The sequence below is a fragment of the Rugosimonospora acidiphila genome, assembly GCF_039543385.1.
GTDB classification, from domain to species: Bacteria; Actinomycetota; Actinomycetes; order Mycobacteriales; family Micromonosporaceae; genus Rugosimonospora; species Rugosimonospora acidiphila.
This window is the reverse complement of the sequence record NZ_BAABJQ010000002.1, coordinates 254,973-277,537: the sequence shown is the minus strand read 5'-3', so window position 1 is coordinate 277,537 and position 22,565 is coordinate 254,973. Positions and strand designations below refer to the sequence as shown.

Sequence of the window (22,565 nt, the reverse complement as noted above, 5' to 3'; positions counted from 1 at the left end):
AGCCGGAAATCCCGGTGCCGCGGCGGCCCAGGCTGACGGCGCCGCCGACCGGAACACCCCCGCGACCACCGCCCACGGCGACACCGTCGCCCACAGCCCCCTGAGGAGCACTCCATCATGACCAATCTGGCCATCGCGGCGAACGGGCTGCGCAAGTCCTACGGCGACAAGCTCGTACTCGACGGCGTCGACCTGGCCATCCCCGAAGGAACCATCTTCTCGCTGCTCGGCCCGAACGGTGCCGGCAAGACCACCGCGGTCAAGATCCTCTCTACCCTCATGTCCCCCGACCCGGCCTCCGGCGACATCCGCGTCGGGGGCCACGACCTGGCCACCGACCCGCAAGCGGTCCGCGCCGCGATCGGCGTCACCGGCCAGTTCTCCGCCGTCGACAACCTGATCACCGGCGAGGAGAACATGCTGCTCATGAGCGACCTGCACCGCCTGTCCAAGCGTGAGGGCCGCCACGCCGCCACCGAGCTTCTGGAGCGCTTCGACCTCACCGACGCCGCGAAGAAGCCCGCCTCCACCTACTCCGGCGGCATGAGGCGCCGCCTCGACCTCGCCATGACCCTGGTCGGCAACCCGCGGATCATCTTCCTCGACGAGCCCACCACCGGCCTCGACCCCCGCAGCCGGCACAACATGTGGCAGATCATCCGCAAGCTCGTCTCCGACGGCGCCACCGTCTTCCTCACCACTCAGTACCTGGAGGAGGCCGACGAACTCGCCGACCGCATCGCCGTGCTCAACGACGGCAAGATCGCCGCCGAGGGCACCGCCGAACAGCTGAAGCGGCTCATCCCCGGCGGGCACGTCCGGCTCTGCTTCACGGACCCGGCCAAGTACCAGGGCGCCGCCCTCACGCTGCGCGACGCCACCCGCGACGACGAGGCCCTCGCGTTGCAGATTCCCAGCGACGGCAGCCAGCGCGCGCTGCGCTCCATCCTCGACCGGCTGGACTCCGCCGATATCGACGCCGACACCCTCACCGTGCACACCCCCGACCTCGACGACGTGTTCTTCGCCCTGACCGGCGGCGCCGGCGTCCCCAACCAGGCCATGGAGGCCGTCCGATGAGCACCCTGTCCCTCGCCGTCCACGACTCGTCCACGATGCTGCGCCGCAACCTCCTGCACGCCCGGCGCTATCCGTCCCTCACCCTGAACCTGCTGCTCACCCCGATCATGCTGCTGTTGCTGTTCGTCTACATCCTCGGCGACGTGATGGGCTCGGGCATCGGCGACGGCGGTGGGGGCCGCTCCGAGTACATCAGGTACCTCGTCCCGGGCCTGCTGCTGATGACCATCGGCAGCACCGTGATCGGGACCGCGGTCTCCGTCGCCAACGACATGAACGAGGGCATCATCGCCCGTTTCCGTACGATGGCGATCCACCGCGGTTCGGTGCTCGTCGGGCACGTCGTCGGCAGCGTGCTGCAGTCAGTCATGAGCGTGGTCCTCGTGGGCGCGGTCGCCGTGGCCATCGGCTTCCGGTCCAGGGATGCCGGGGTCCTGCAATGGCTGGCGGCGTTCGGGCTGCTCGTACTCTTCGCCACGGCGCTCACCTGGATCGCCGTCGGCATGGGCCTGATCAGCCCGAACGCCGAGGCGGCCAGCAACAACGCGATGCCGCTGATCCTGCTGCCGCTGCTGTCCAGCGCCTTCGTCCCGGTCCACGCCATGCCCGGCTGGTTCCAGCCGATCGCCGAGTACCAGCCGTTCACGCCCGCCATCGAAACCCTCCGGGGCCTGCTGCTCGGCAGCGAGATCGGCCACAACGGGTGGCTCGCGGTCGTCTGGTGCCTGGGTCTCGCGGTGCTCGGCTACGTCTGGTCGGCCTCGAAGTTCAACCGCGACCCGAAGTAATCGCCGGGACAGCGTGGGCCGTTTCCGCGAATTCTCGCGCCCGAGGGCGGCGTGCGCCGACACCACGTCGGTGTACGCCGCCCCATCGGTAGTCGTTCCACCCGCCGGCGAGCCGGGCGATGGTCTTGGCGGGCGACTCGGGCGGTCGCGGGAGCGGCCCTTCCGATCTCGCCCGGCGGTATCGAATGCGGCGGTATCGAATGAGGAGGCGGCCCCCGGTTCACCGACGACCTGGTCCAGGGGTGGTAGCGGTCGGCGCCGCACCAGGACCGGTCGGTCGTCGAGTCAGCGTCGGCCGGGCGGGTACTGCGGCGGCGTCGGATAGTCCGGTGGCGGCGGTGGTGGCGGTGGCTTCGGGCCGCGCCGCTTCCGGGAGACCCAGACCAGGATGATCACCACTAGCGCGACGATCACAACGCAGCAGGCTATTCCTCCGCCGAAGCCCATACCGCGAAATTACCGTGTGTACACAGCGGGCAGCCCGGTTTCAAGGTGCTCGATCGGGTGGGTGCCGGCCTCCACTAACGATGCGGTACAGCGCGGGTGCGATTTCCGGGTTCTCCTGATCTTGGGGGCGGGGCTGGCTCACATGCCGATGGTTCCGTCGATTCGTTCGCGCAGCAGGTCGGCGTGGCCGTTGTGGCGGGCGTACTCCTCGATCGGCGTGGGACGAGAACCGTGCGGGCGCGTGCTGACCCGCCAGTACCCAGCGGAACCAGCGGCGCTCCACATCGGCGAGGTGTCGGATCAGCCCCAGCAGTGACAGCGCGCCGTCCACCTGCCTGGAACGCGTGCGCGCGCTGCGTGAACGCGGCGTGATCACCGGTACCACGCCGAGGTCGGTCTCGCCGCTCTCAACCTGCCCGGGGTGCTGTCGGTGTTTGTCGTGGCCGGCGGCGACGAATTCCTTGTCCACGTCGCCATACCGGACGTGGACGGCCTGCACGCCTTCCTCATGGACAAGTTCAGCGGATGCCGCGAGATTCTCGGCTTCCGTTGCTCGGTCATCTACGGCGTCTCGGGCTCGGGTTCGAGCCCGAGACGCCGCTCGTGGAAGTCGGCGATTCCGCTCAGAAAGAGCCGTAGGTCGGGGCTCCGGCCGGCCGGTAGCTCGCGATGATGACGCCGCGGCCGGTGGTCGTGACGTCGGTCAGCTGGAACCCCAGCGGTTTCGTGTCGGTGAACAGCCGCTGCCCGGAGCCGAGCACCACTGGGTTGATCCACAGGCGGTACTCGTCGACGAGGTCGTTCGCCATCAGGCTCGCGGCGAGCCTCCCGCTGCCGTGCACCTGAAGTTCGTTGCCCGGCTCGGCCTTGAGCTTCGCGATGCTGCCGGCGATGTCCTCGTTGATGACCGTGGAGTTGTGCCAGCCGGTGGACTTGAGCGTGGTGGACACGACGTACTTCGGGATCGTGTTGAGGCGCGTGGCGACCGTGTTGCTCTCGTCGGTGACGTGCGGCCAGTGCCCAGCGAAGATCTCATACGTGGTACGGCCGAGAAGCAGCGCGTCGGCGTTGCCGATCACCCCTGAGTTGTACCGGAATGCGTCGTCGTCCAGGAGCGGGAACTGCCAGCCGCCGTGCGTGAACCCACCTCGGGGGTCCTCATCGGGCTTGCCCGGCGACTGCATGACTCCGTCGAGGGTCAGGAACGTCTGTACGGTGAGCTTCATCGGGTCTCCCGGTGTCGGCCGTGCTCGGATCTCTCGAGTACGTCGATCGGGTTCCTCGAAATTCGACAGCGCCCGAAGAGATTTTGAGCGGAACCCGGAAGACTCGGCTCACTCACGCATCCGTCGCGTTGCGCGCGGGCCGGCCAAAACGAACAAATGTGCCAATTCTCGGGTTTCCATGGGTGACCTCGAGTTTCGCGGTTACGCGGCTGCCTGGGCTCAGGCCAGTTGTACGGCGTGGATTTCCTCGGGTGTCGGCTGGCCAGTTACTTCGGCCTGATATTGGGCGGCGATCAGGACTCGTCATATTGGGCGGCGATCAGGACTCGTCGTAGTTTGACGATCATGTCGAGGTAGGACGGATATTTCTTGGTGGTGTACCAGGGCGCGCGGTCGCGGCGGTCGCGGACGAGGTGTGCGTGGTGCCCGGCGAGGTGATACCAGATGATGACGAGGCTTTGGGTGTAGAGCCCGAACGGCACGGTGCGTTCCACGGCTTCGCGGGTGCGGTTGCGGGCTTCGCCGACGCCGGTGGTGTTCTTGGCGTCGTGGAAGGCGACCTCGATGGCCCAGCGGCTTGCGTAGCGTTCCAGGACGGCGGCGGCGGGGGTGGTCAGGTCGGTGGTGACCAGTGCGAGGTCAGGCTTGCCGGGTTCGCTGAAGGGCGGCATCGAAGATAGTGCACAATCTCGCGGCGTAACTGTCGATCTTGCTCGAAGGTCGCTGCCTCAGTTTGACGCTTCGTTCGCCGAGTCGGCCGGGCTGATGGGCGGCGCTGAGCCGATCGCCGTGCTTGCGGTGCTGATCCACGCGCTCTGGCGCCATGACCCCCGGACCTGTCGGTGCCGCTGCACCCGGACGCCGTCGTGACCACGGTGGCGGTCCGGGAGCAGCGCGGGCCGCTGCTGCCGGGCCTGGCCGGTGCCGTACCTCTTCTGACGATCTTCTAGCAGCCTGAACGCTACGTGCCCCGCCGGAGAAAAACTATGCGCGAGTTAGTAGACATGCTCGCCGTCACCGGTTACGGTTTCTCTTGTTGAGAGCGAAGGAACGACAAAGACGCAGACGAACCGCCCGACGAGGCGAAGGAGTAGGGCCAGCAAAACTACACGGCCCGCTCAGCACGAGAAGCACCACGCAAGTGAAGGACAGCACCAACAGCACCTCGTAGTGGAAGTGAAGTCGGCAGTACCCCGGGCTGTGAGACAGGCGCCCGGGCGCACCGAAGTGGTGGGGCCAATGTTAACTTTCGGGGTTCCGCTGCTAGCAGTAACCGTTCCGTCGTACGTGTTCGGGGCCATGAGATCGCGTGGGGTTCCGACACCGGCGGACAGCACGCAAGTACGAGTAGAAGAAGTCAGAGGAAAGGGAGGGCCTTACACACCGTTGGATCGCCCGCTGCCGGCCCCATCGACTGGGCTGGGCGCGGACACCGATGTTTCCATCGAACGAGAGGTGGTCTCCGGTCACACTTACGCGATCCTCGCACCCGAAGCCGACTCGCGCGGCTGGTGCGGACATGACAGACCGACGTCCCTGTCGGTGAATGGTGTTTCTGACCCGTAACCCTTGGGCCCCGGCGCTACGGCGCCGGGGCCCTCGTGATGGAGGTGTGCATGGCCCAATCGGATGACATGCTCGACGACGAGGACTACCCGGCCTACACGATGGGCCGCGCGGCGGAGATTATCGGCTGCTCGCCGGAGTTCCTGCGCAGGCTCGGCGAGGCGAAACTGATCGATCCGCACCGCTCCGGCGGCGGCCATCGCCGCTACTCCCGCTACCAGATCCGGCTTGCCGCCCGCGCTCGCGAGATGTGCGACCACGGCACCGACATGGCGTCCGCCGTACGGATCATCATCCTCGAAGACCAACTCGAAGAAGCCCTGCGGCACAACCAATCCGACCAGGCCCACTGACCACACCCCGACCCGGCGGCAGACCGGGCGACGCGACCGCCACACGGTCCCTCCCACCAGGGCAGGGACCGTTCGTCGTCGCCGGCCGCGACCCCGCGCCGCAAACGCTCAGACGGTGCACCTACGCGCCCTGCCCTAGCCGGTCCGCACGCGCCGCGATGTCATCCGCCTGCACCAGCACGGCGTCGCCCACACCGGCAGCTTCGCCGTGGTCATGCGCGACACCGGGCTGCTCGACGCCGAAATGCCCAACGTCACCAGATACGTCTTCACGCACCCACAGGCCAGGGCCACCTTCGTCAACTGGCATCAGGTGGCGGACGAGCAGGTCTTCAACCTGTGGCTCGGACCCTCAACCGAGAGCTTCGAATGGTTCACAGCCGACTTCGCGCCCGTCGCGGGCGCCGAGTTCACCCGACGGCTACACCGCCACCTCACCCCGCCTCGGGTACCGCTCACGATGAACCACCCCCGCGCCAATCAGCTGCGATGGGATCGGGAGGTGCTTGAACTTCCCAGCCCGGATGCCCAACAGTTAGTCATTTGGCTGCCCGCCGACGAAGCGACCGCTGCGGCAGTCGATCAGCTGCGTCACCGCCCACAACGCGCCACCCTCCGCGCGGTCTGACCTGGGCCGCCCGACTTGCGCACCGCCGGGCTCGATGCTCCCAGCCAGCCCGGGGAATGTTCGGGCGGGTGGCGACAGCCAGGTTTCCGGCGGCGCTATTCGGCGCCGAATCGGCGAAACTGTCCCGCCGAGCCGAGGCCGACTGCAAGCTTCTGCTGCTGATTCAGCGTCTCTCCGACAAGCGTGCCCGAGTAGGGGGCCGTGTCGCATCCCGTTGAAGCCAACCCCCACCCACCGGGATTGTGCACCCTGTTGGTCGGCGCGAGGGGCGGTGCGGGCCGATTCAGCGGCCGTACCCGTGCTCGACGATGTGCCTGGCGTTCTCCACGTAGCGCTGCGGGTCATCCGCCGCCAGGGTGCCCAGCCCATCGACGTACCGGTTGTACATGCAGAACGCCGCGGCGATCAGGACCGTGTCGTGGATTTCCAGGTCCGTGGCGCCCTCGGCGCGTGCGGCGGAGACCAGTTCCCCGGTCACCTTGCGCGCGTCGTCGCGCACCACGGCGGCGATGCCCAGCAGCGCGCGCAGCTTGGCCGAGATCGGTGCCCCGTCCGGATCGGTGCGCACCTGGTCGACGAGGGGCATTCCCTCGGGCAGTTGCGCCGCCGCGAATGCCGAGTGCGAGGAGCAGCAGTACACGCACTCGTTGAGCCCGGACACGTACGCCGCGATCAGCTCGCGCTCGCCTGAGGTGAGCGAGTTCGGGGCGCGCAGCAGCGCCTCGGCCAGCGCGTTCAGCGGGCCGGCGGTCTCCGGCCGGTACCTCATGAGTCCGCGGATGCCCGGGTTTTCCGTCTCGTCGATGCCCAGATCGATGTGTGCCATCAGGTCACGCTCCCGATTCGTCGAAACGCCGCGGTGGTCTGCGCACGCGCAGCAGCAGGATAACGAAGAGCAGTACGAATCCGTCAACCACCAGCAGGGTGGCGCTGAGCGGATCGATGTCGTGGTGGTGCGCGGCGGCCACCTGGCGTTCAGCGCCCTGAGTCACCGCGTCCGCCAGGGCCGGCGGCGCGGCGGTACCCACGCTGAAACGCACGGCGCCGACCAGGTCGGTACCGTCGGTGAACTCCACGTGGTACGCGACCAGGTAGTCACCGTGCGCGGTGACGGTGACCGGCAGGCGCAGCCCGTGGCGACCGACCCGGCGCAGCGGCCCCGACGGCACTGTGGTGCCCGACCCGGTGCGCGCGGCGGCGTGCGAGGAGTCCGGATCCGGTGTGCCGGTGAAGCTCAGCTCCACTTCGGACGGCGCGGCGGAGAGTACCGCGCCGTCGGCCGGGGTGCTGGCGACCGTCCGTGGGCCCGCCCACGCCGGCGCGCCCGTGCCGGCCAGCACCGCGGCGAACAGCACGGCGAACAGTGCCGCGGCGGCGTGGCGCCGCACATTTCGGCCGGGTGCTGGACGCGATGGCGAATTGGGGCGTTCGGCATCTCCCTGGCACCCGGCGGCTCGCCCGACTGACCTCCCTCAGGCCCGGATCGCGACTGCGCAACGGCGAGCGAGGATTTCGATCTGCTCGACCAGCTCCGGGGGATCGGTGACGGTGAAGTCGGTGTCGATGGACGTGATCATCCAGGACAGCGCCCACGGGGAGTCGGCGCCGACATGGAGCAGGCAACTGGCGTCGTCGATCGACTCCAGCACGCCCATACCCGTCCAAATACGGTCGGCCAGTTCGGCGGCCGAGCGGTGCAGGGTGACGGTGGCACGGTAGGGCCACGCGCGAGCGGAGAGCTGATTCGCAAGATAGGTGACCACATCGCCTTCCGGCGCGTCGCGGGGCGGGAAGCGCGGGCCGGCGGGTATCCGAGGGTGCAGCCGGTCCACCCGGTAGGAACGCCAGTCCGCGGCCGCCGTGTCCCACGCGACCAGGTACCAGTGCCGGTTGAAGTTGACCACCGAGTGCGGTTCGACATCCTTGATCGACTGGCGGCCCTGGAAATTCGTGTACTCGAAGCGCAGCCGCTCGTGGCGGTAGCAGGCGTCGGAAATGGCGATGAGGGTGTCGGGTTCCACGCGTGGAGCGGTCGCCTCCACGCGGATCAAGGAGCGCTGCAAGGCTTGCAGACGGTGCCGCAGGCGCGAGGGCATGACCTGTTCGAGTTTGGTGAGGGCGCGCAGCGCGGAGTACTCGAAGCCGGCCACGGTGCCGCCCGTCGTGGTGCGCAGGCCGACCGCGACGGCCAGCGCCTCCTCATCGTCGAGCAGCAGCGGCGGCAGGGTGCTGCCCGCGGCCAGCCGGTATCCCGCCGTGCCCTGGACGGCGTCTACCGGATAGCCGAGTTCGCGCAGCCGGTCCACGTCCCGGCGCACGGTCCGGGTGCTGACGCCGAGGCGTTCTGCCAGATCGCCGCCTGACCAGTCGCGATGCATCTGCAGCAGGGACAGCAGGCGCAGGAGCCGAGCCGAGGTTTCGAGCATGATCCGAGGATCTCACTAGCTTAGGAAGGAATCTGTCCTAAGGTCCTCCTACTTTGAGGGCATGACGACTTTCGCTCCCTTTCGCATCGACATTCCAGATGCCGACATCGAGGATCTGTACCGGCGGTTGGCCGCCACCCGCTGGCCCGAGGAGCTGCCCGGCGTCGGCTGGACCTACGGCATCCCGACTGGCTATGTGCGGGAGCTTGCCGAGTACTGGCGTACCGGCTTCGACTGGCGGGCGCAGGAGGCGGCCCGGAACCGGTACCCGCAGTTCGTGACCGAAATCGACGGGCAGCGTGTGCATTTCCTGCATATCCGCTCGGCCGAGCCCGATGCGCTGCCGTTGGTCCTGGTGCACGGCTGGCCCTTCGAGGACTTCACCGCCATGATCGGCGCGCTCACCGATCCGGTTGCGCATGGCGGTGCTCCGGAAGATGCCTTCCACCTGGTGATTCCGACGCTCCCGGGGTTCGGCTTCTCCGGCCCGACACACGCGGCAGGTGCGGCGTCGACCGAGCGCAGCGCGGAGCTCATCGCAAGACTCATGGCGGAGTCGGGATATGAGCGCTACGGCGCACAGGGCGGCGATGCGGGCTCGTTCATCGCACCGGACCTGGGCCGCATCGACACCGGGCAGGTGGCGGGTGTCCACCTCAACGATCCGATCACCATTCCTTCCTGGGGCGACGACGGATCCGGTTACAGCGCAAGCGATCAGGAGAAGCTGGCGCGAATGCGGGACTGGAGCAGCAAGGACACCTCGGGCTACGCGGGCATGCACGCCACCCGCCCGCAGACCCTCGCGCCGGCCGTCGCCGACTCGCCCGCGGGCATGCTGGCGTGGGTACTGGATGTGGTAAACACGTTCAAGGATCCCGCCAAGGCCACGCCCTCCGACGCGATCGACCGCGACATGCTGCTCACCAATCTCTCGGTCCTGTGGTTCACCAACACCACCGGCTCGTCCATGCGGTTGTACAAGGAATCCCGGCACTGGGGCGCGGAGCTCCCCGATTCCGGTGTGCCCACCGGCATCGCGGTCTTCCCGGGCAACAACACGATCCGCGGCATCGCCGACAAGCAGAACACCGTGGTGCACTGGTCGGAGTTCGACCGCGGCGGCCACTTCGCGCCGATGGAGGCCCCTGACCTCATGATCGGCGACCTGCGCGAATTCTTCCGCAAACTCCGCTGATTCCGGGAGTCTGGAACTACGGGCCGCATGGCGATCGTGCACGAGACCACCATGCGGCCCACCAAGCTGGAGCTGCTCACCCAGTGGCTGCTCACCCGCTCCTGGAACGTAGGCGGGTCACCACACCCGTCCTCGCTGCGCGGAGATGGCGAGACCTCCTGGTAGATCAGCTGATTGGTTCATGATCTGCTGCATACCGAGAGGTTTCACGTGTTGTTCTACCCTGCCCGGCAGCGGTCGGCCTGACCGTGTTGCCAGACAAGGGATATCAAGGATCCGCTGGGCCTTTTCCGCAGCATGATCGTGACGTACGGTAGCGATCAGGCAGTGCGTACCTTCGGCCGCGTTCGATCAGTTCCCTGATCGCGAGTGAAGCAAGACGGCGAAGTCGCCGGTATGAGTACGGATACTGATACCTGTCTCGTGCCGGAGGCTTTGCCGTGCCCAGTCTTGCAGACGATCCCGTCGTGTTCACCGCCGCCCTGACCGTCCGGAGGCAGACCGTGTGGTTCCTGGCCCGGCTGCTGCAGCAGCATCGCGCCGAGATCGGCACCCGGCGCGACACCCGGGCACTGGGCGCGTTCGCGCAGGCGGTGCTTGTGCTGCGCTGGTTCACGGACAACGCCCGTGTCCGCCAACTCGCCGCCGACAACCGGATCTCCAAGAGCACCGCCTACGACTACCTGCACGAGGGCATCGACGTGCTCGCCGCGCTCGCCCCGGACCTGCACACGGCACTGGCCGCGGCGAAAGTCGCAGGCAACACCCACGTCAACCTGGACGGCACGCTCATCCACACCGACCGGGTCGCGACTCCCGGCCCGAACGGGGCCGACCTGTGGTGGTCGGGCAAGAGCAAGGACCACGGCGACAACATCCAAGTCCTCTCCGACACGGCCGGCTTCCTGATCTGGACCTCCGACGTGCGCCCGGGACGCGAGCACGACACCACCTGCGCCCGCGCCGCCGACGGCCTGCTGCCAGGCCTTCAGGTCGCCGCCGACGACGGCATGCCTACGCTGACTGACCTGGGCTACATCGATGTGTCCCCAGCGATCCTCCACCCGGTCAAAAAACCCGCCGGTGGTGAGCTCACTACAGATCAGAGCACCTACAACAAGGTCATCCGCGGGATCCACGGCATCTGCGAACGCGCCAACGCCTTGCTGAAGGAAACCTTTGCCGCTCTGCAGCTGATCAGCCTCGACCCGTGGCGCATCGGGGACATCGCCCGCGCCGCGCTCGTCCTCCTCCACGTCGAAAACGGCCGTCCACTCCCCGCCCCTCACCCAACGTGGCAAACAGTGACGCGGAAAGGGTCAGCGTGCGCCGGCGAGCTCGGCCGGGGCCGGACGCAGGTGGAAGTAGAGGCCGATCAGCATCGGGATGAACACGATCGAGTTGTAGAACAGGTGCAGCTCGACCCGGGGGAAGGCCAACTGCAGGATGCTGGTCGGCACCGGCCTGCCGAAGAAGTAGTGCCCGGTCTGGGCCTGGATCAGCAGCAGCAGGTGTTCGATGTGGTGCCAGAACTGGATGACCAGGGCCACGGTCCACCAGGTGCGGGCCCGGCCGGTGAATCCGGGACGCAGCAGGAACAGCGCGATGAGCATGACCAGGGCGTACCCGTAGTGCAGCCACTCCGAGGTGATCAGCCAGGGGAACGGCTCGCCGAGCAGCCCGCGCGCCTGCGGGACGGGCCAGCCGAGTACCCAGATCTGCCAGGCCTGCGCCACGTGCTCGGCCCAGTGCCCGAGCACAATGACCATGAAGACGTTCAGTGCCAGCGGTGGTAGCGGCCGTTGAGGGCGGTGATGACTCCCGAGGATCGGTTGGCTGCCGCGATTGACATGGCGGTCCCTTCGCCGTCGACGCGAGCTGCTCGCTCAGTCGGAGGATAGGGTCCGCACCCGGACGCGAATTCTTCGAAATTGCCGGGCCGGCGCCTGGCTACGGCTCACGCCGGAGCCGCCGGGACCGGTCGCGCTCGGCCGGATCCGGCTCGAGCAGTGCCCGGGCCGTGTCGCTGTCCAGCAGCGCGGCGAGCCGGTGCGCCTCGTCCCTGACCGTCACGTGTCCGGCATCGGTGATCCGGTAGCTGCGCCGCCGTTCGGCGCGCCGATCCGCCCGAGGGGGCAGCGGATCGGCGTCGACCTCCTCGATCAGCCCCTCGACGCGCATGCGTTGTAGCGTCCGGTACAGCGTCCCGGGGCCGAGCGTGAGCGCGCCCCCGCTCAACCGCTGGGCGTCGCTCATCAGCCCGTACCCGTGGCGCTCTGACTCGGTGAGGGCGAGCAGCAGGGCGAACATTGCCGGAGTCAACGGTTCTGACATGGCTTCGCCCCACCACGCCGGCGCGAGGGCCGGCCCACTCGAGTCAGCTGCTGATGACGAACGTGTGCCCATCGGGGTCGGTGACGCGCAGGAAGGTGCCCCAGTCCTGCTTCTCCGGCTCGGGGACCGAGATGCCCTGGGCGGCCAGCGACTGGTGCAGTGCGTACACGTCGTCGCAGGTGAGGGTGATGTCCGCGGAGTCGCCCACCCGGTCCTGCTTGCCGAACCCCTTGGCGTCCGAGATCACGAACGCGGTCTGCGCACCGGGCGGCGCGACCTCCAGCCACCGGCCCATCTCACCCATCTGCGCGTCCGTGCGCACCTCGAACCCGAGCACGTCCACGTAGAACTTACGGGACGCCTCCTGGTCGTTAACGTAGAGGGCGACGGTGTTCACCTTGGTGATCATTGATCCTCCCAACGCTTCCCTAGAGGGAATATATCCACGGTGGATACTAGACCGAAAGTGTCCGTGGGTGTGGGGCGAACCGGGAACCAGGACGCGGGGCACCGGGGACGCGCGGGGCGGACGCGCCCGCGCGGACGCGCCGCGCCGGTCGACCGGCGCGGCGCGATCGGCTGCTCTCAGGACTCTTCGCCCTCGCGCGGGCGCAGATAATCCTCGGCGGCGGTCCCGAGACCGGCCGCGTCCTCCTCGGTCATCTTGATCGCCCACGGCACCTGCGGCCGGGCCGGGTCGGCGGTTCCGCCGCGCGGGATGAACGCGAGGTTGGTGTTGATCTCCTCGGCGGTACGCAGGAAGTCGTAGATCCCCCAGTGCTCGGCGATCTTCCCGTCCCGGATGCGTACCAGCTCCATGCCGGGGATGGCGACCTCGCGGTTGGTCGGCTCGACGCCCATGAACGCGCCCCGGTGATGGGCGTGCAGGGTGTACATGACGGCCAGTAGGTCGCCCTGCCCGACGATCGCCTCGTTCTCCTCCAGCGCTTCGTCGAAGGCCGAGGCCCAGGCGGAGAAGCGCATCTGCACGCCCTCGAGGCCGGGCGGGTCGCCCTGCATCGCGGCGTGGTCGATGAAGTCGTCGGTGAGGTTGCGCTGCAGCGTTTCGGTGCTCCAGTCGCTGGCGTTGAAGACCTCGCGCTGGAAGCGCAGCAGAACCTTCTTGTTCTCCTCGATTCGCTTGAGGTCTTCGACCGCGCTGACCACCGTTTCGGTGCTGACGTCGAGCCCGAGCAGTTCGCGCAGCCGGTTGGCCGCCTCGTTGATCTGCCCCTGTACCGGGTCCTGCTGCTGTACGGCGCTGTGTTCGGCGGATGTCATCGTCGTTCTCCTCATCCGGGCCGCTCCCGTGGGCCCGTTGCGTGTGCGGCCGGTTGGTTGGCGGCTGGCCTACTCCAACCCGTCGATGCCGTATCCGTGCTTCTGGTGGTGCTCGCAGTAGATCTCGCCGATTGGCGCGATCATGGCGCAGCGGCGCAGGGTGCCCTTGAGCAGCACCTGGCACTGGCGGCGCTTCAACTCGATGAGTGCGCGTAGCTCGCTGAGCTTGCTTTCGTCCGCCCCGGCGGCAACCGCCGCCTCGTACGCACGCTGGGCCAGCTTGCTGTCGAAGCCCTGCTGCGCCCGCACCGCCATGATGTCCTCGGTCAGCGGCGCCATGATCTGGTTGGCGAAGATGTCCTCGAACGGGTTGATGTGCCGGTGCTCGATGATGAGGTCGTCGCGCACCTTGATCGAGTGCAGCGTCGGGATCGCGATCTGGTGGTCGCGGGGTGGGCGCCCGGCGAACTCCTCGTACTGGGTGCCGCGCCCGGTGATCAGTCCGACCACCGCCTCGTTGTCGGCGGAGATGATCTCATTGATCACCATGAACCAGTCCGGGAAGGACCGGAACAGCCCGCGCAGCATGCGGTTGTGCGCCTCGGGGCTGATCGGGTCGTTACCGAAGTACGTCTTGCTGCGGAACTCGGTGGGGTGGAACAGTTTCGCCATTCCCTCGTAGTTCCGGGCGTTCTCGTACTCGATGTACTTGTAGAAGATGTCGATGTTCCGCTGCCGGCGGTCCTCGCTGATGGGCTGCGACACCGTGATGGTGCCGTCGAACCGCGCGGAGACGGTCGCCAGGAACTGGTCGAACAGCTGCTCACGGGCTCCGGCCGGCAGCCGCTGGATGAGTGACAGACCGTCGCGCAGGCCCTTGGGGGGCTGGGTCTCCTGCGACTCGGAGACGGCCAGGTCGGTGCCCGCGTTGGTATTGCCGTTGGTTTTGGCCAAGGCGTTCTGCATCTCGAACCAGCGGCCCTGAATTTCTTTGAGCGCAGTACCCCCCTGCGGGGCCTGGCTCGGCTTGTCAGTTGCGCTCATAGAATCCTCCCGGGAGGGGTGGCACTTGCCAGTCAGTTTCGCATCGGTGCCGATCGCGGGACTTCTTCGTCGTTGCTCGCCGGCCGCCCGCCACTACCCTGTGGCACAAGGTTTCGCGACGCCGTGGGGACACCGCGGATCAGCCGGGCGCGCCGGTCAGATCCAGCACCCGGCGGATGCTCCCGGAGACCTCGATCTCGGGGGCCAGACCCACCGTCCGGGCCAGCGTGACCGGTAGCCCGTGCTTGGGCTGCGACACCATCAGGCCGCCCGGATCCACCCGGCTGCCCGAGGGCATCTCGGGGCGCCAGCGTTGCAGCAGCGCGGCGAGGATCAGCTTCATCTCCATCATCGCGAATCCTGCGCCCAGGCAGGTGCGCGGGCCGGCGGAGAACGGCAGGTACTCGTACGGGGTCGGGTCGCAGGACAGCCATCGGTCCGGCCAGAACACGTCGGGACGGCGGTACAGCTCCGGCAGCCGGTGGGTGATGTACGAGCTGAACACCACGTGCGCGCCGGCGGGCAGCGGGTACCGGTCGAGCCGCACCGGACCGGCCGCTACCTTGCTCCACCACATCACCGGCGGCAGCAGCCGCAGGCTCTCCTTGACGACGCGGTCCAGCAGTGGCAGGTCCTGCAGCCGGGAGACCTCCGGCGGGTCGCCGCGCAGCGTGCCGGTCAGCTCGTCTACGAGGTCGCGCATGATTCCCGGATGGGTGCACAGCAAGAAAATCGTCCAGGTCAGCGCGCTGGCGGTGGTGGCATGACCGGCGATGAAAAGGAACGTGGTCTGACCAATCAGTTCGTCATCCGTCAGTCCACGCCCCTCGTCGTCGTTGGCGCGGATCAGCCGGGACAGCACGTCAGTACCGGTGCTTTGCGCGCGGCGCCGGTCGATCAGCCCCCGCACGGCCCGCTCCAGCCGGTCGGACAGCAGTTGCAGCCGGTGGTACGGCAGGCCGGGCAGATCCACCGGTAGCGCCAGGGCGCGCACCGAGAACACCGTGTCCATCCAGTCCTGCAGCAGCCGGCCCATCTGGCGCCCGTGGTTGTCGGGTGGCAGGCCGAGCATGGTGGACACCGCTACCGCCATGGTCAGCGCGCGCATCTCCTGCAGCAGGTCCAGCCGCTGGCCCAGCCGCCAGCCGGAGAACTGCCGCTCGGCGAGCGCGTTGATGTCCGGGGCGTACGCCTCGACGTGCCGGCGCTGCAGGGCCGCGCCCATCAGCTTGCGCTGGCGCCGATGCTGGGCGCCGTTCATGTTGGTCAGGCCCGCGTACAGCCGGCGCAGCGAGCTGTCCTCGCCCATCCGCACCGGTGAGGACGCGGCGTCGAGGTTCTCGTAGAGCGCCGGTTCGGTGAGCACGATCTGGTTGTAGCGGGGGGAGAACACGAACACGTAGTCGCCGCGGCCGCGGACCAGGGAGGCGATCTCGCCGTACTGCTCGTGCAGCCGGCGCAGGTAGGTCACCGCGTCGAAGGCGAACCGGGCGAAGTTGCCGCGGTGACCGATCACCGGCATCGCTCGTGGACCCGGGATCTCAGGAACGGGCATCGACACACCTCCGGGGTCGTCACACGGGTACCCCGGTCAGCCTGGCGCGCGCCCGGGCAAGTGCGCTTCCTGCGGCTTGCGCGATGCGCCCGGACCGCCGGCGTCCGCCCCGCTTGAGGGCCCGACAACGCCCCGACGGCCCGAAAAAGCGCCTCGGTGGACTGAGACGCCTCGACGGGCTGAGACGCCTCGACGGCACAGCCCCGAAACGGGTCGGTGCCCAGCCGGATCCCGGCTGGGCACCGATCCGTTTCGGATCTGCGGTGGTCGTCGATCTACGAGTCGGGGGTGAGCACGAACTTGTGCTCCGCGGGAATCGCGGTCATCTGCGAGGTGGCGGCCTGCCACCGGCCATCGCGGTGCACGTACGTGTTGGTGATCCGGTACGTGCCGCCGAGGTCCTGCTGGTACACCTCACCGCTCTCGGCGTCCTTCGCCCGGCCGGTGGCGCGCATCCGGTAGTCGCCGATGGCCACCGCGCTGTCGCCGTGGACCTGGAGGGACTGGCTCGACGCCTCGAAGCCCTGGCTGCCCATGCCGTCATAGCTGATCATGCCCTTGAGCATGGCGTCGATGACGTGTTCCTTGCCCTCGTCCTGCCCGAACGGGTTGTGCAGCGTGTACTCGTCGGCGAACAGCTCGTCCAGGTGCCTGCGGTCGGTGGCCAGCTCGTCCGCGGCGACCTCCCGGCCGACGTCGCCGTCGGCGCGTTTGGCGATCGTGCTGTACTTCGCCGCGATGATCGCCGCGTCGGCCACCACCTGGCGCACCGCCTCGCGTACCCGGTGGGCCTGGTCGCGGGACAGACCCCGCGCCTGGTAGCTGCCCTCGTGGATGGGCAACTCGCCGACGGTCTGGTCGATCTGCTCCTGGGTGACTCCCGCGCGCTCCAGGTACGCGCGTCGTTGCTCGTCCTGCATCGGCATTGCGGAACTCCTTCCCTGTATGCCCGTCAGTGTGGTCTTGACGGGTATCGGTTGACTTCCTCCACATTGCGCTGATCCGGCAGGACAAGCAAGCCGGAAGAAGCACGCGTCGTGCCAGTCCGCGACGATGCCCAGAGGAGGGAAAACCACCGCTCGCCTCGGCGGGCCGGTACCCGATGCACGAGGAGGCGACACGTGTCGACTGAGGACAACAAGGCGCTGGTCCGGCGTTACATCGAGACCTGGAACAGGGGCGACCTGCCGGGCATGGCCGAGTTCTGGTCGCCCGACATGGTGCACCACACCCGGATGGGCAGCCACGGTTTCAACGCGGTGCTGAACATCGTGTCCGGCTTCATGACCGCATTCCCGGACCTGCAGTTCGAGATCGTCGACCTGGTGGCCGACGGCGACCGGGTAGCCAGCCGCATGATCGCGCGGGCGACCCACACCGGCGAGTACATGGGCATGCCGGCCACCGGCAAGCCGGTGGAGTGCTCGGTGTTCGGGATCGCCCGGGTCGCGGGCGGCAAACTGGTCGAGCACTGGGGCGTGACCGACGAGCTGCACCTGATGCAGCAGGTGGGTCTGCTCCCGGAGGCGGTCCTGGCCGCCATGGGCTGAGACGCCAGCATGGCCTGAGACGGATTCACGACGACAGCGCGGAGCGGGACGACCCGCTCCGCGCTTGCCGTGCCGGACCGGCTCAGGCGACCCGAGTCTGCGGCGACGGCCGGGGCGCGCTGCGTCCGGCCACGCCCACCTGCTGGAAGTCGACCGACTCGTAGAATCCCCGCACCGTGCCGTCCAGCACGTTGAGCGACATCAGGGGGAAGGCGAAGTCCGAGGCCGCGTAGATGCCGTGCTTCTGCTGGAGCTTGAAGACCTCGTCGCCGAAGACCTTCATGTCGAACTCCTTGCCCGGACCGGCGTGCCGGTCGACGATGTCGACCATGCCGGCGATGAACGCGTCCGCGTCGGCCGGGTCCGGGTTGACCGCGCTCTCCAGCACGATCTGGCCGCACCGCTGCCCCTCACCGAAGGCCAGACACTCGAAGAACTCGCCGATCAGGTCCCGTACCCGGTCGGGCAGGTGCACGCAGTACCCGGCGTCCAGGATCACCACCCGCTGGTCCGGGGTCAGATACACGTTGCCGGGGTGCAGGTCGCAGTGCACGAAGCCGTCCTTGAACATCATCTGGTTGGCCGCCTGAAGCACCCGGTCGGCCAGCGCCTTGCGCACGTCGGCCGGCAGCGTACTGGGGGTCCTGACGTCCAACTGGGGCAGGTATTCGAACAGCAGGCAGTTGGGTGCGGACACCTCGGGGTACACCGCCGGTATCCGGATCTGCCCGACCTCGCGCAGGCAGGTGCGCAGGTGCGTGATGTTGCGTGCCTCCCGGCCGAAGTCGAGCTGGCCGAGGATCGCCTTGCTCACGTACCCGACCAGGTCGGCCATGGGCATGCCGCGCATGTTCGGCATCCGCTGCATGCCGCGCATCATCGACTCGGCCAACGCGAGATCGGTGCGCATCCGGCGGTCGATGCCGGGTCGCTTGAGCTTGACCGCGACCACCCGACCGTCGGCCAGCTTCCCCTGGTACACGCAGGCGATGCTGCCGCTGGCTACCGGGTCCCGGCTCACCTCGACCAGCTGGCTGAGGTTGGCCTCGCGCAGCGCCCGCTCCCGGTGGCGCCGCGACATCGGCCGCACCGAGTCGTGCAGCCGGCCCATTGCCGCGGCCATTCCCTCGGACATGGTGTCCTTGCGGGTACTGGAGGTCTGGCCAAACTTCACGAAGGTCGGACCGAGGGTCTGCAGGGTGCCGACCATGGCGCGGTAGCCGATCTGGCGTGCCCGCTTCGGCCCGCCGATGATCAGGCCACCGAGCATGCCGAACAGGGTGGCGACGGTGCCGCCGAGCACGATGGCCGCGATCACCGCGGCGCGTACGAGCATCCGCCACACCGGCACCCGCGGCGCGGGCTCCTCGTGGAGGTCTGTGGGTTCCGACACGGCATTCCCCCTAGGGTCGCAGCACGAACAGGGCGTTGAGCGGGCTGGCGATGGGCAACTCCTCGACGCTCGCGAAACCGGCGGCGCGCGCCAGCTCGGACAACTTCTGGTACGGCAGGCCGAGGGTGCCCAGCGCGTCGGCGCCGTCGGCCAGCGCGGTCGGTACGCAGTACAGCGCGCTGGTGGCATACAGGATCTGACCGGACGGGCCGGCGTTGTCGGCCGGGTCGGCGGCCGCGGCACTCTCCAGCACCAGCAGCACCCCGTCCACCGGCGCCAGGGCGCCGTGCGCGGCGGCCAGCACCCCGTGCGGGTCCGGCGCGTCGTGCAGCACGTCGAACATGGTCACCAGGTCCAGCGGTCCGGTCATCCCGTCGGCCGCGTCGGCGTCATGGAACCGCACCCGGTCGGCGACACCGGCCGCCTTGGCCGCGGCCTGCGCCCGGGACACGTTGGGCTTGTACCTGTCGAAGCCGTCGAACTCGCTGTTGGGGAACTGGCCCGCCATCGTGATCAGGGCGCGCCCGCCGCCGCAGCCGACGTCGGCCACCTTCGCGCCGTTGCGGAGCCGGTTGATCAGACCGTCCACCGCGGGCAGCCACTCGCCCAGCAACGCGGTGTCCAGCCAGGTGGCGCTCATCCGCTCCATCGCCGTGAACAGGCTGGCCGGGTACCGGTCGGGGGAAATGCCCTGCCCGCTGCGGAAAGCCGTGGACACCTCGTCCAGCATCGCTGCCATCGGCGGCAGCAGATCGTACGCCGAGGCCAGGTACAGGGGGGACTGCTCGATCGCGAGCACCGCGGCGTGTTCGACCGGCAGGCTGAAGCGCCGGCTGTTCGAGTCCAGTCGCAGGTACCCGGCGCTGTGCAGGCCCCACAACCATTCCCGCAGGTACCGCTCGGACATTCCGGTGCGGTCCGCCAGTTCGGTGCTGGTGGCCGGGCCGCCGGCCAGCGCGCCGAACAGGCCCAGCCGCACCCCGAGTACCGTGAGCAGGCTGGTCGTCGCGGCGCCCAGGTCGCCCATCACCCTGCCGGCGAACGACATCGCCGCCGGGAAGTCCATCGTGGACAGCGGGTTCCCGGCGTGGTGCCCGTTGCCGTTGCCGTTGCTCATGGCGGCCGGGGCGGCGCCGGCGCCGGCTTGTGAGACCCCGTTGGCGCCATCGGCCGCGCCGGGAGCGCTCGCCGTCCAGCCGTGCGGCCCGGCCGGCGCACCCTGCGGCGCGAACAGCATCTGTGCCCGGGCGGCCGCGCCGGCCCAGAACCCGGTCAGCAGTTTGCGTTCGGTCACCGGATCGCGGATGTCCAGGCGCTCCCAGTTGAAGTGGAACACCTGCAGGATGCTCTGCCCGAGACCGGCTGGCTCGATCCACATCCGGCCGCCGAGCGGGGCGTTCCAGCACGGCCGGCGCAGCTCGAACTCCACGTACGGCAGGTAGGACGGGAACTCCTGACCGGTGTCGACCGACTTGGTGACGGTCAGCTCGACGGTGCCACTGGCGTCGCCCATCACCAGCGTCATCGGGTCGCCGACCGCGAGCGATCCGGCGCTACGCACCATCCAGTGCTTGACCGCCGACGGGCTGGTGAGCATGTCCCAGGCCTGGAACGGCATGACCGGCAGCGGGATCTGCAGGTACGGTCCCATCCGCCGCCACGGCCACCGGCTGTTGGTACCGGTGCGCAGGTAGCTGGCGAGCTGGTCGAGGATGCCTGGCCAGCCCATCCCGTTCCAGGAGCGCCAGTCCGAGGGCGGGTTGGTCGCCTCCTCCACCACGGTCACCATGGTGCCGTCCGGCCCGGGCGTCAGGGTCCAGGTGACCGCGCTCGCCGGACCGATGCCGACCCATCGCCAGAGGTACCGCAGCGTGCCGGCGCGGGCACCGGCCGGTGGCGTCGACTGATCGGTGCGGCAGTAAAAGAACTCACCGTCCTCGAAGTCCAATGTGGATTCTCGGCCGCGCTGCGCCCAGCCGCCGTGTACCACGCCCAGCCACTGTCCAATGTGGTCGGGGTTGATCAGGGCGTCCCAGATCCGGTCGGCCGGCTCGGGGATGCTGGCCATGCTCACCAGTCGCTCCCACCGGTCCTGCACGGCCGGGAAGGCGCGCCCGCCCAGCGGTTGGAAGGAGGCTTCGGCGGCGGTCAGATCGAACGTCGGCAGGCTGGGCATTCCCGCGGGTAGCAGGCTTCCCATCGGCACGCTTTCTGTCGGCATGGTGAACCCCTTGTGATCGACAGTCATCGGCATGCCGAATGTAAAAGCCCGTACCGGATCGCTGCTTCTCTCTGATTGCGGTAGTGCGCCGGGGCGGCGGGGTCCGCCCGGCGACGGCTCAGCCGGGCGGTCCGGCCTGCGGTGGTCCGATAGGTCAGTCAGTCCCGGCGGCGGTAGCGCACCAGGGTGGGTGAGCGCGGCCGGGTCACCCCGAGGTCGAGGTCGGCGGGCGGGTCGACGGGCAGCGGGTCCAGCTCGTACCGCGACAGCAGCCCGCCCAGCAGCATCAGCACCTCGTTCGTGCCGAACGCCTGGCCCGGGCACCGGTAGAAGCCGCCGCTGAACCCGATCAGCGCGTGCGGGTGCCGGCGATCCTCGGCCCGGTCGGGGGCGAACCGTTCGGGGTCGTACCGGTCCGGATCCGTGAAGATTTCCGGCAGCCGGTGCGCCACCCCCGGACACAGCATGGTCATCCACCCGCGCGGCAGCCGGTACCCGTCGAGATCGATGTCCACCGCGTTGTTGCGCGCGTAGAAGCCCATGACCGGCCGCAGCCTCAGCGCCTCCTTGAACGCCCAGCTGAGCCGGGCGTCCCGGGCGGGCCCCTCGGGCAGCGCGAGGATCGAGTCCAGGTAGTCCCGATGGCGCAGCAGCAGGGCCAGAGTCCAGCACGCCTGCGCGGCCGTCGTGATGTACCCGGTGAAGATGGTGCACAGCGCCATGCCGACCTGGACGTCGTCGCCCTCCGCGCCCAGCCCGGGGTCGTCCACCAGGATCTGCAGGAAGTCCTCGTGCCGGTCGGGATGCCGCCGCCGCTGCTCGATTACCGGCCGCAGCATCGCGGTCAGCTGCCGCCGGGCCCGGTCGCGCCGCACGAACCGCGGCAGCGGCAGGTTCGGCGGCAGGATGAACTCCATGCCCCGGGCCAGGTCGACCAGCAGCGGGCGGAACTGGTCGATCCTCGCCCGGATCTCCGGACCCATGAGCGCGCTGGCGGCGATCCGCATGACCACCGGCTCCAGGGTGTTCCACAGGTCGAACGCGCCGGAGGTGCCGAGCCCGTCCAGCCAGGCGTCGACCTCGGCCGCCATCACCTGGCTGTAGCGCTCCAGCCGCCGGCCCTGGAACGCGGACTGCAGCAGCGCCACATGCCGGCGCCGGCGGGCGGTGTCGGTGGCCGCCATCATCACGTCACCGAACATCGGCACCACGAACTTGTACAGCTCCGGCACCGACAGCCGCCCATCGACCTCGCGGAAGTAGAAGTCGTGGTATTCCGGCCCGATCAGCAGCGCGCCGCGCTGCGGACCGAGCCGCACGGCGAAGACCGGGCCGTGCTCACGGTAGGCGCGTTGGAACAGCGTGAGATGGTCGCGGCGCCACTCCAGCAGGCTGCCGAGCAGCGGCAGGCCCTTGATCATCGGGGGAGTCGGTAGTGTCACGCCTCGCCTCCTCGGTTCACGGCGGCCGCGGCA

At 68.7% G+C, this 22,565-nt stretch carries 22 protein-coding genes and 2 pseudogenes; 9 read left to right on the top strand and 15 right to left on the bottom strand.

What is annotated here, in order from left to right:
- Positions 1 to 117: 117 nt before the first annotated feature.
- Both ABEA87_RS04195 and ABEA87_RS04190 read left to right on the top strand, forming a co-directional pair.
- Positions 118 to 1,080 (top strand): ATP-binding cassette domain-containing protein, encoded by a 963-nt coding sequence (locus ABEA87_RS04195; RefSeq protein WP_345626195.1) that lies wholly within the window; start codon positions 118 to 120, stop codon positions 1,078 to 1,080.
- On the top strand, positions 1,077 to 1,868 hold the full coding sequence (locus ABEA87_RS04190; RefSeq protein ID WP_345626193.1) for an ABC transporter permease: 792 nt from the start codon (positions 1,077 to 1,079) through the stop codon (positions 1,866 to 1,868). The genes ABEA87_RS04195 and ABEA87_RS04190 overlap by 4 nt, the downstream gene beginning before the upstream one ends.
- Before the next feature lie 585 nt (positions 1,869 to 2,453).
- Here the strand turns inward: ABEA87_RS04190 and ABEA87_RS04185 are convergent.
- Positions 2,454 to 2,634, bottom strand: a pseudogene (locus ABEA87_RS04185) (mycothiol transferase); the annotation flags it as partial.
- Between the two features lie 102 nt (positions 2,635 to 2,736).
- Between ABEA87_RS04185 and ABEA87_RS42510 the strand changes: the two are divergent.
- On the top strand, positions 2,737 to 2,988 hold the full coding sequence (locus tag ABEA87_RS42510) for a hypothetical protein (RefSeq protein WP_425570749.1): 252 nt from the start codon (positions 2,737 to 2,739) through the stop codon (positions 2,986 to 2,988).
- Here ABEA87_RS42510 and ABEA87_RS04175 read toward each other — a convergent pair.
- Complete coding sequence (locus ABEA87_RS04175) at positions 2,939 to 3,541, bottom strand: dihydrofolate reductase family protein (protein WP_345626192.1); 603 nt, start codon at positions 3,539 to 3,541, stop codon at positions 2,939 to 2,941. The genes ABEA87_RS42510 and ABEA87_RS04175 overlap by 50 nt on opposite strands.
- 293 nt (positions 3,542 to 3,834) lie before the next feature.
- Positions 3,835 to 4,212, bottom strand: a complete 378-nt coding sequence (locus tag ABEA87_RS04170) for a hypothetical protein (protein WP_345626190.1) — start codon at positions 4,210 to 4,212, stop codon at positions 3,835 to 3,837.
- Positions 4,213 to 5,175: 963 nt separating this feature from the next.
- Between ABEA87_RS04170 and ABEA87_RS04165 the strand changes: the two genes are divergently transcribed.
- A complete protein-coding gene (locus ABEA87_RS04165) occupies positions 5,176 to 5,460 on the top strand; it encodes a MerR family transcriptional regulator (RefSeq protein ID WP_425570748.1) in 285 nt (94 codons plus the stop codon).
- 163 nt (positions 5,461 to 5,623) lie between these two features.
- A complete protein-coding gene (locus ABEA87_RS04160; protein WP_345626562.1) occupies positions 5,624 to 6,088 on the top strand; it encodes an MmyB family transcriptional regulator in 465 nt (154 codons plus the stop codon).
- Positions 6,089 to 6,371: 283 nt separating this feature from the next.
- On the opposite strand, the gene ABEA87_RS04155 is transcribed toward ABEA87_RS04160, so the two are convergent.
- The 3 genes from ABEA87_RS04155 to ABEA87_RS04145 form a co-directional block, all read right to left on the bottom strand.
- The gene (locus ABEA87_RS04155; RefSeq protein WP_345626187.1) at positions 6,372 to 6,914 is read right to left on the bottom strand and encodes a carboxymuconolactone decarboxylase family protein; all 543 of its coding nucleotides are present in this window, start codon (positions 6,912 to 6,914) and stop codon (positions 6,372 to 6,374) included.
- Positions 6,915 to 6,918: 4 nt separating this feature from the next.
- Positions 6,919 to 7,476 (bottom strand): copper resistance CopC family protein, encoded by a 558-nt coding sequence (locus ABEA87_RS04150; RefSeq protein WP_345626185.1) that lies wholly within the window; start codon positions 7,474 to 7,476, stop codon positions 6,919 to 6,921.
- An 84-nt stretch (positions 7,477 to 7,560) separates the two neighbouring features.
- Positions 7,561 to 8,514: a helix-turn-helix transcriptional regulator gene (locus tag ABEA87_RS04145; protein WP_345626183.1), complete on the bottom strand. Its 954-nt coding sequence runs from the start codon at positions 8,512 to 8,514 to the stop codon at positions 7,561 to 7,563.
- A gap of 61 nt (positions 8,515 to 8,575) precedes the next feature.
- Here ABEA87_RS04145 and ABEA87_RS04140 point away from each other — a divergent pair, with 61 nt between their 5' ends.
- The 3 genes and pseudogenes from ABEA87_RS04140 to ABEA87_RS04130 all read left to right on the top strand — a co-directional run.
- On the top strand, positions 8,576 to 9,712 hold the full coding sequence (locus tag ABEA87_RS04140) for an epoxide hydrolase family protein (protein ID WP_345626181.1): 1,137 nt from the start codon (positions 8,576 to 8,578) through the stop codon (positions 9,710 to 9,712).
- 27 nt (positions 9,713 to 9,739) lie between these two features.
- Positions 9,740 to 9,877 carry a hypothetical protein gene (locus tag ABEA87_RS04135; protein WP_345626180.1) on the top strand — a complete coding sequence of 46 codons (138 nt, stop codon included), beginning with the start codon at positions 9,740 to 9,742 and terminating at the stop codon, positions 9,875 to 9,877.
- 275 nt (positions 9,878 to 10,152) lie between these two features.
- Positions 10,153 to 10,983: pseudogene (locus tag ABEA87_RS04130) on the top strand (transposase family protein); the annotation flags it as partial.
- Positions 10,984 to 11,662: 679 nt separating this feature from the next.
- Here the strand turns inward: ABEA87_RS04130 and ABEA87_RS04125 are convergent.
- The 6 genes from ABEA87_RS04125 to ABEA87_RS04100 all read right to left on the bottom strand — a co-directional run bounded on the left by ABEA87_RS04125 (position 11,663) and on the right by ABEA87_RS04100 (position 16,852).
- Positions 11,663 to 12,046 (bottom strand): PadR family transcriptional regulator, encoded by a 384-nt coding sequence (locus ABEA87_RS04125; RefSeq protein WP_345626178.1) that lies wholly within the window; start codon positions 12,044 to 12,046, stop codon positions 11,663 to 11,665.
- A gap of 43 nt (positions 12,047 to 12,089) precedes the next feature.
- Entirely contained in the window at positions 12,090 to 12,455 is a 366-nt protein-coding gene (locus ABEA87_RS04120; RefSeq protein WP_345626176.1) for a VOC family protein, read from the bottom strand.
- A 176-nt stretch (positions 12,456 to 12,631) separates the two neighbouring features.
- On the bottom strand, positions 12,632 to 13,327 hold the full coding sequence (locus tag ABEA87_RS04115) for an ester cyclase (RefSeq protein ID WP_345626174.1): 696 nt from the start codon (positions 13,325 to 13,327) through the stop codon (positions 12,632 to 12,634).
- Between the two features lie 69 nt (positions 13,328 to 13,396).
- Positions 13,397 to 14,371, bottom strand: coding sequence for an ester cyclase (locus ABEA87_RS04110; protein WP_345626173.1), 975 nt, complete (start codon positions 14,369 to 14,371; stop codon positions 13,397 to 13,399).
- Positions 14,372 to 14,510: 139 nt separating this feature from the next.
- Positions 14,511 to 15,926 carry a cytochrome P450 gene (locus tag ABEA87_RS04105; protein ID WP_345626171.1) on the bottom strand — a complete coding sequence of 472 codons (1,416 nt, stop codon included), beginning with the start codon at positions 15,924 to 15,926 and terminating at the stop codon, positions 14,511 to 14,513.
- Positions 15,927 to 16,201: 275 nt separating this feature from the next.
- The gene (locus tag ABEA87_RS04100) at positions 16,202 to 16,852 is read right to left on the bottom strand and encodes a nuclear transport factor 2 family protein (protein ID WP_345626169.1); all 651 of its coding nucleotides are present in this window, start codon (positions 16,850 to 16,852) and stop codon (positions 16,202 to 16,204) included.
- A 195-nt stretch (positions 16,853 to 17,047) separates the two neighbouring features.
- On the opposite strand from ABEA87_RS04100, the gene ABEA87_RS04095 reads away from it, so the two are divergent.
- Entirely contained in the window at positions 17,048 to 17,476 is a 429-nt protein-coding gene (locus ABEA87_RS04095) for an ester cyclase (RefSeq protein WP_345626167.1), read from the top strand.
- A gap of 82 nt (positions 17,477 to 17,558) precedes the next feature.
- Here ABEA87_RS04095 and ABEA87_RS04090 read toward each other — a convergent pair whose 3' ends face one another.
- The 3 genes from ABEA87_RS04090 to ABEA87_RS04080 all read right to left on the bottom strand — a co-directional run bounded on the left by ABEA87_RS04090 (position 17,559) and on the right by ABEA87_RS04080 (position 22,532).
- Positions 17,559 to 18,869, bottom strand: a complete 1,311-nt coding sequence (locus ABEA87_RS04090; protein WP_345626165.1) for an ABC1 kinase family protein — start codon at positions 18,867 to 18,869, stop codon at positions 17,559 to 17,561.
- 10 nt (positions 18,870 to 18,879) lie between these two features.
- Positions 18,880 to 21,117 (bottom strand): methyltransferase, encoded by a 2,238-nt coding sequence (locus ABEA87_RS04085; RefSeq protein WP_345626163.1) that lies wholly within the window; start codon positions 21,115 to 21,117, stop codon positions 18,880 to 18,882.
- Positions 21,118 to 21,248: 131 nt separating this feature from the next.
- Positions 21,249 to 22,532 (bottom strand): cytochrome P450, encoded by a 1,284-nt coding sequence (locus tag ABEA87_RS04080; protein ID WP_345626162.1) that lies wholly within the window; start codon positions 22,530 to 22,532, stop codon positions 21,249 to 21,251.
- Positions 22,533 to 22,565: the final 33 nt, after the last annotated feature.

Bases quoted from the DNA above. Each gene is read 5' to 3' on its own strand.
- ABEA87_RS04195 (WP_345626195.1), top strand. From the start codon at position 118: ATGACCAATCTGGCCATCGCGGCGAACGGGCTGCGCAAGTCCTACGGC.
- ABEA87_RS04190 (WP_345626193.1), top strand. From the start codon at position 1,077: ATGAGCACCCTGTCCCTCGCCGTCCACGACTCGTCCACGATGCTGCGC.
- ABEA87_RS04175 (WP_345626192.1), bottom strand. From the start codon at position 3,541: ATGAAGCTCACCGTACAGACGTTCCTGACCCTCGACGGAGTCATGCAG.
- ABEA87_RS04170 (WP_345626190.1), bottom strand. From the start codon at position 4,212: ATGCCGCCCTTCAGCGAACCCGGCAAGCCTGACCTCGCACTGGTCACC.
- ABEA87_RS04165 (WP_425570748.1), top strand. From the start codon at position 5,176: ATGCTCGACGACGAGGACTACCCGGCCTACACGATGGGCCGCGCGGCG.
- ABEA87_RS04155 (WP_345626187.1), bottom strand. From the start codon at position 6,914: ATGGCACACATCGATCTGGGCATCGACGAGACGGAAAACCCGGGCATC.
- ABEA87_RS04145 (WP_345626183.1), bottom strand. From the start codon at position 8,514: ATGCTCGAAACCTCGGCTCGGCTCCTGCGCCTGCTGTCCCTGCTGCAG.
- ABEA87_RS04140 (WP_345626181.1), top strand. From the start codon at position 8,576: ATGACGACTTTCGCTCCCTTTCGCATCGACATTCCAGATGCCGACATC.
- ABEA87_RS04135 (WP_345626180.1), top strand. From the start codon at position 9,740: ATGGCGATCGTGCACGAGACCACCATGCGGCCCACCAAGCTGGAGCTG.
- ABEA87_RS04125 (WP_345626178.1), bottom strand. From the start codon at position 12,046: ATGTCAGAACCGTTGACTCCGGCAATGTTCGCCCTGCTGCTCGCCCTC.
- ABEA87_RS04120 (WP_345626176.1), bottom strand. From the start codon at position 12,455: ATGATCACCAAGGTGAACACCGTCGCCCTCTACGTTAACGACCAGGAG.
- ABEA87_RS04115 (WP_345626174.1), bottom strand. From the start codon at position 13,327: ATGACATCCGCCGAACACAGCGCCGTACAGCAGCAGGACCCGGTACAG.
- ABEA87_RS04110 (WP_345626173.1), bottom strand. From the start codon at position 14,371: ATGAGCGCAACTGACAAGCCGAGCCAGGCCCCGCAGGGGGGTACTGCG.
- ABEA87_RS04105 (WP_345626171.1), bottom strand. From the start codon at position 15,926: ATGCCCGTTCCTGAGATCCCGGGTCCACGAGCGATGCCGGTGATCGGT.
- ABEA87_RS04100 (WP_345626169.1), bottom strand. From the start codon at position 16,852: ATGCCGATGCAGGACGAGCAACGACGCGCGTACCTGGAGCGCGCGGGA.
- ABEA87_RS04085 (WP_345626163.1), bottom strand. From the start codon at position 21,117: ATGACTGTCGATCACAAGGGGTTCACCATGCCGACAGAAAGCGTGCCG.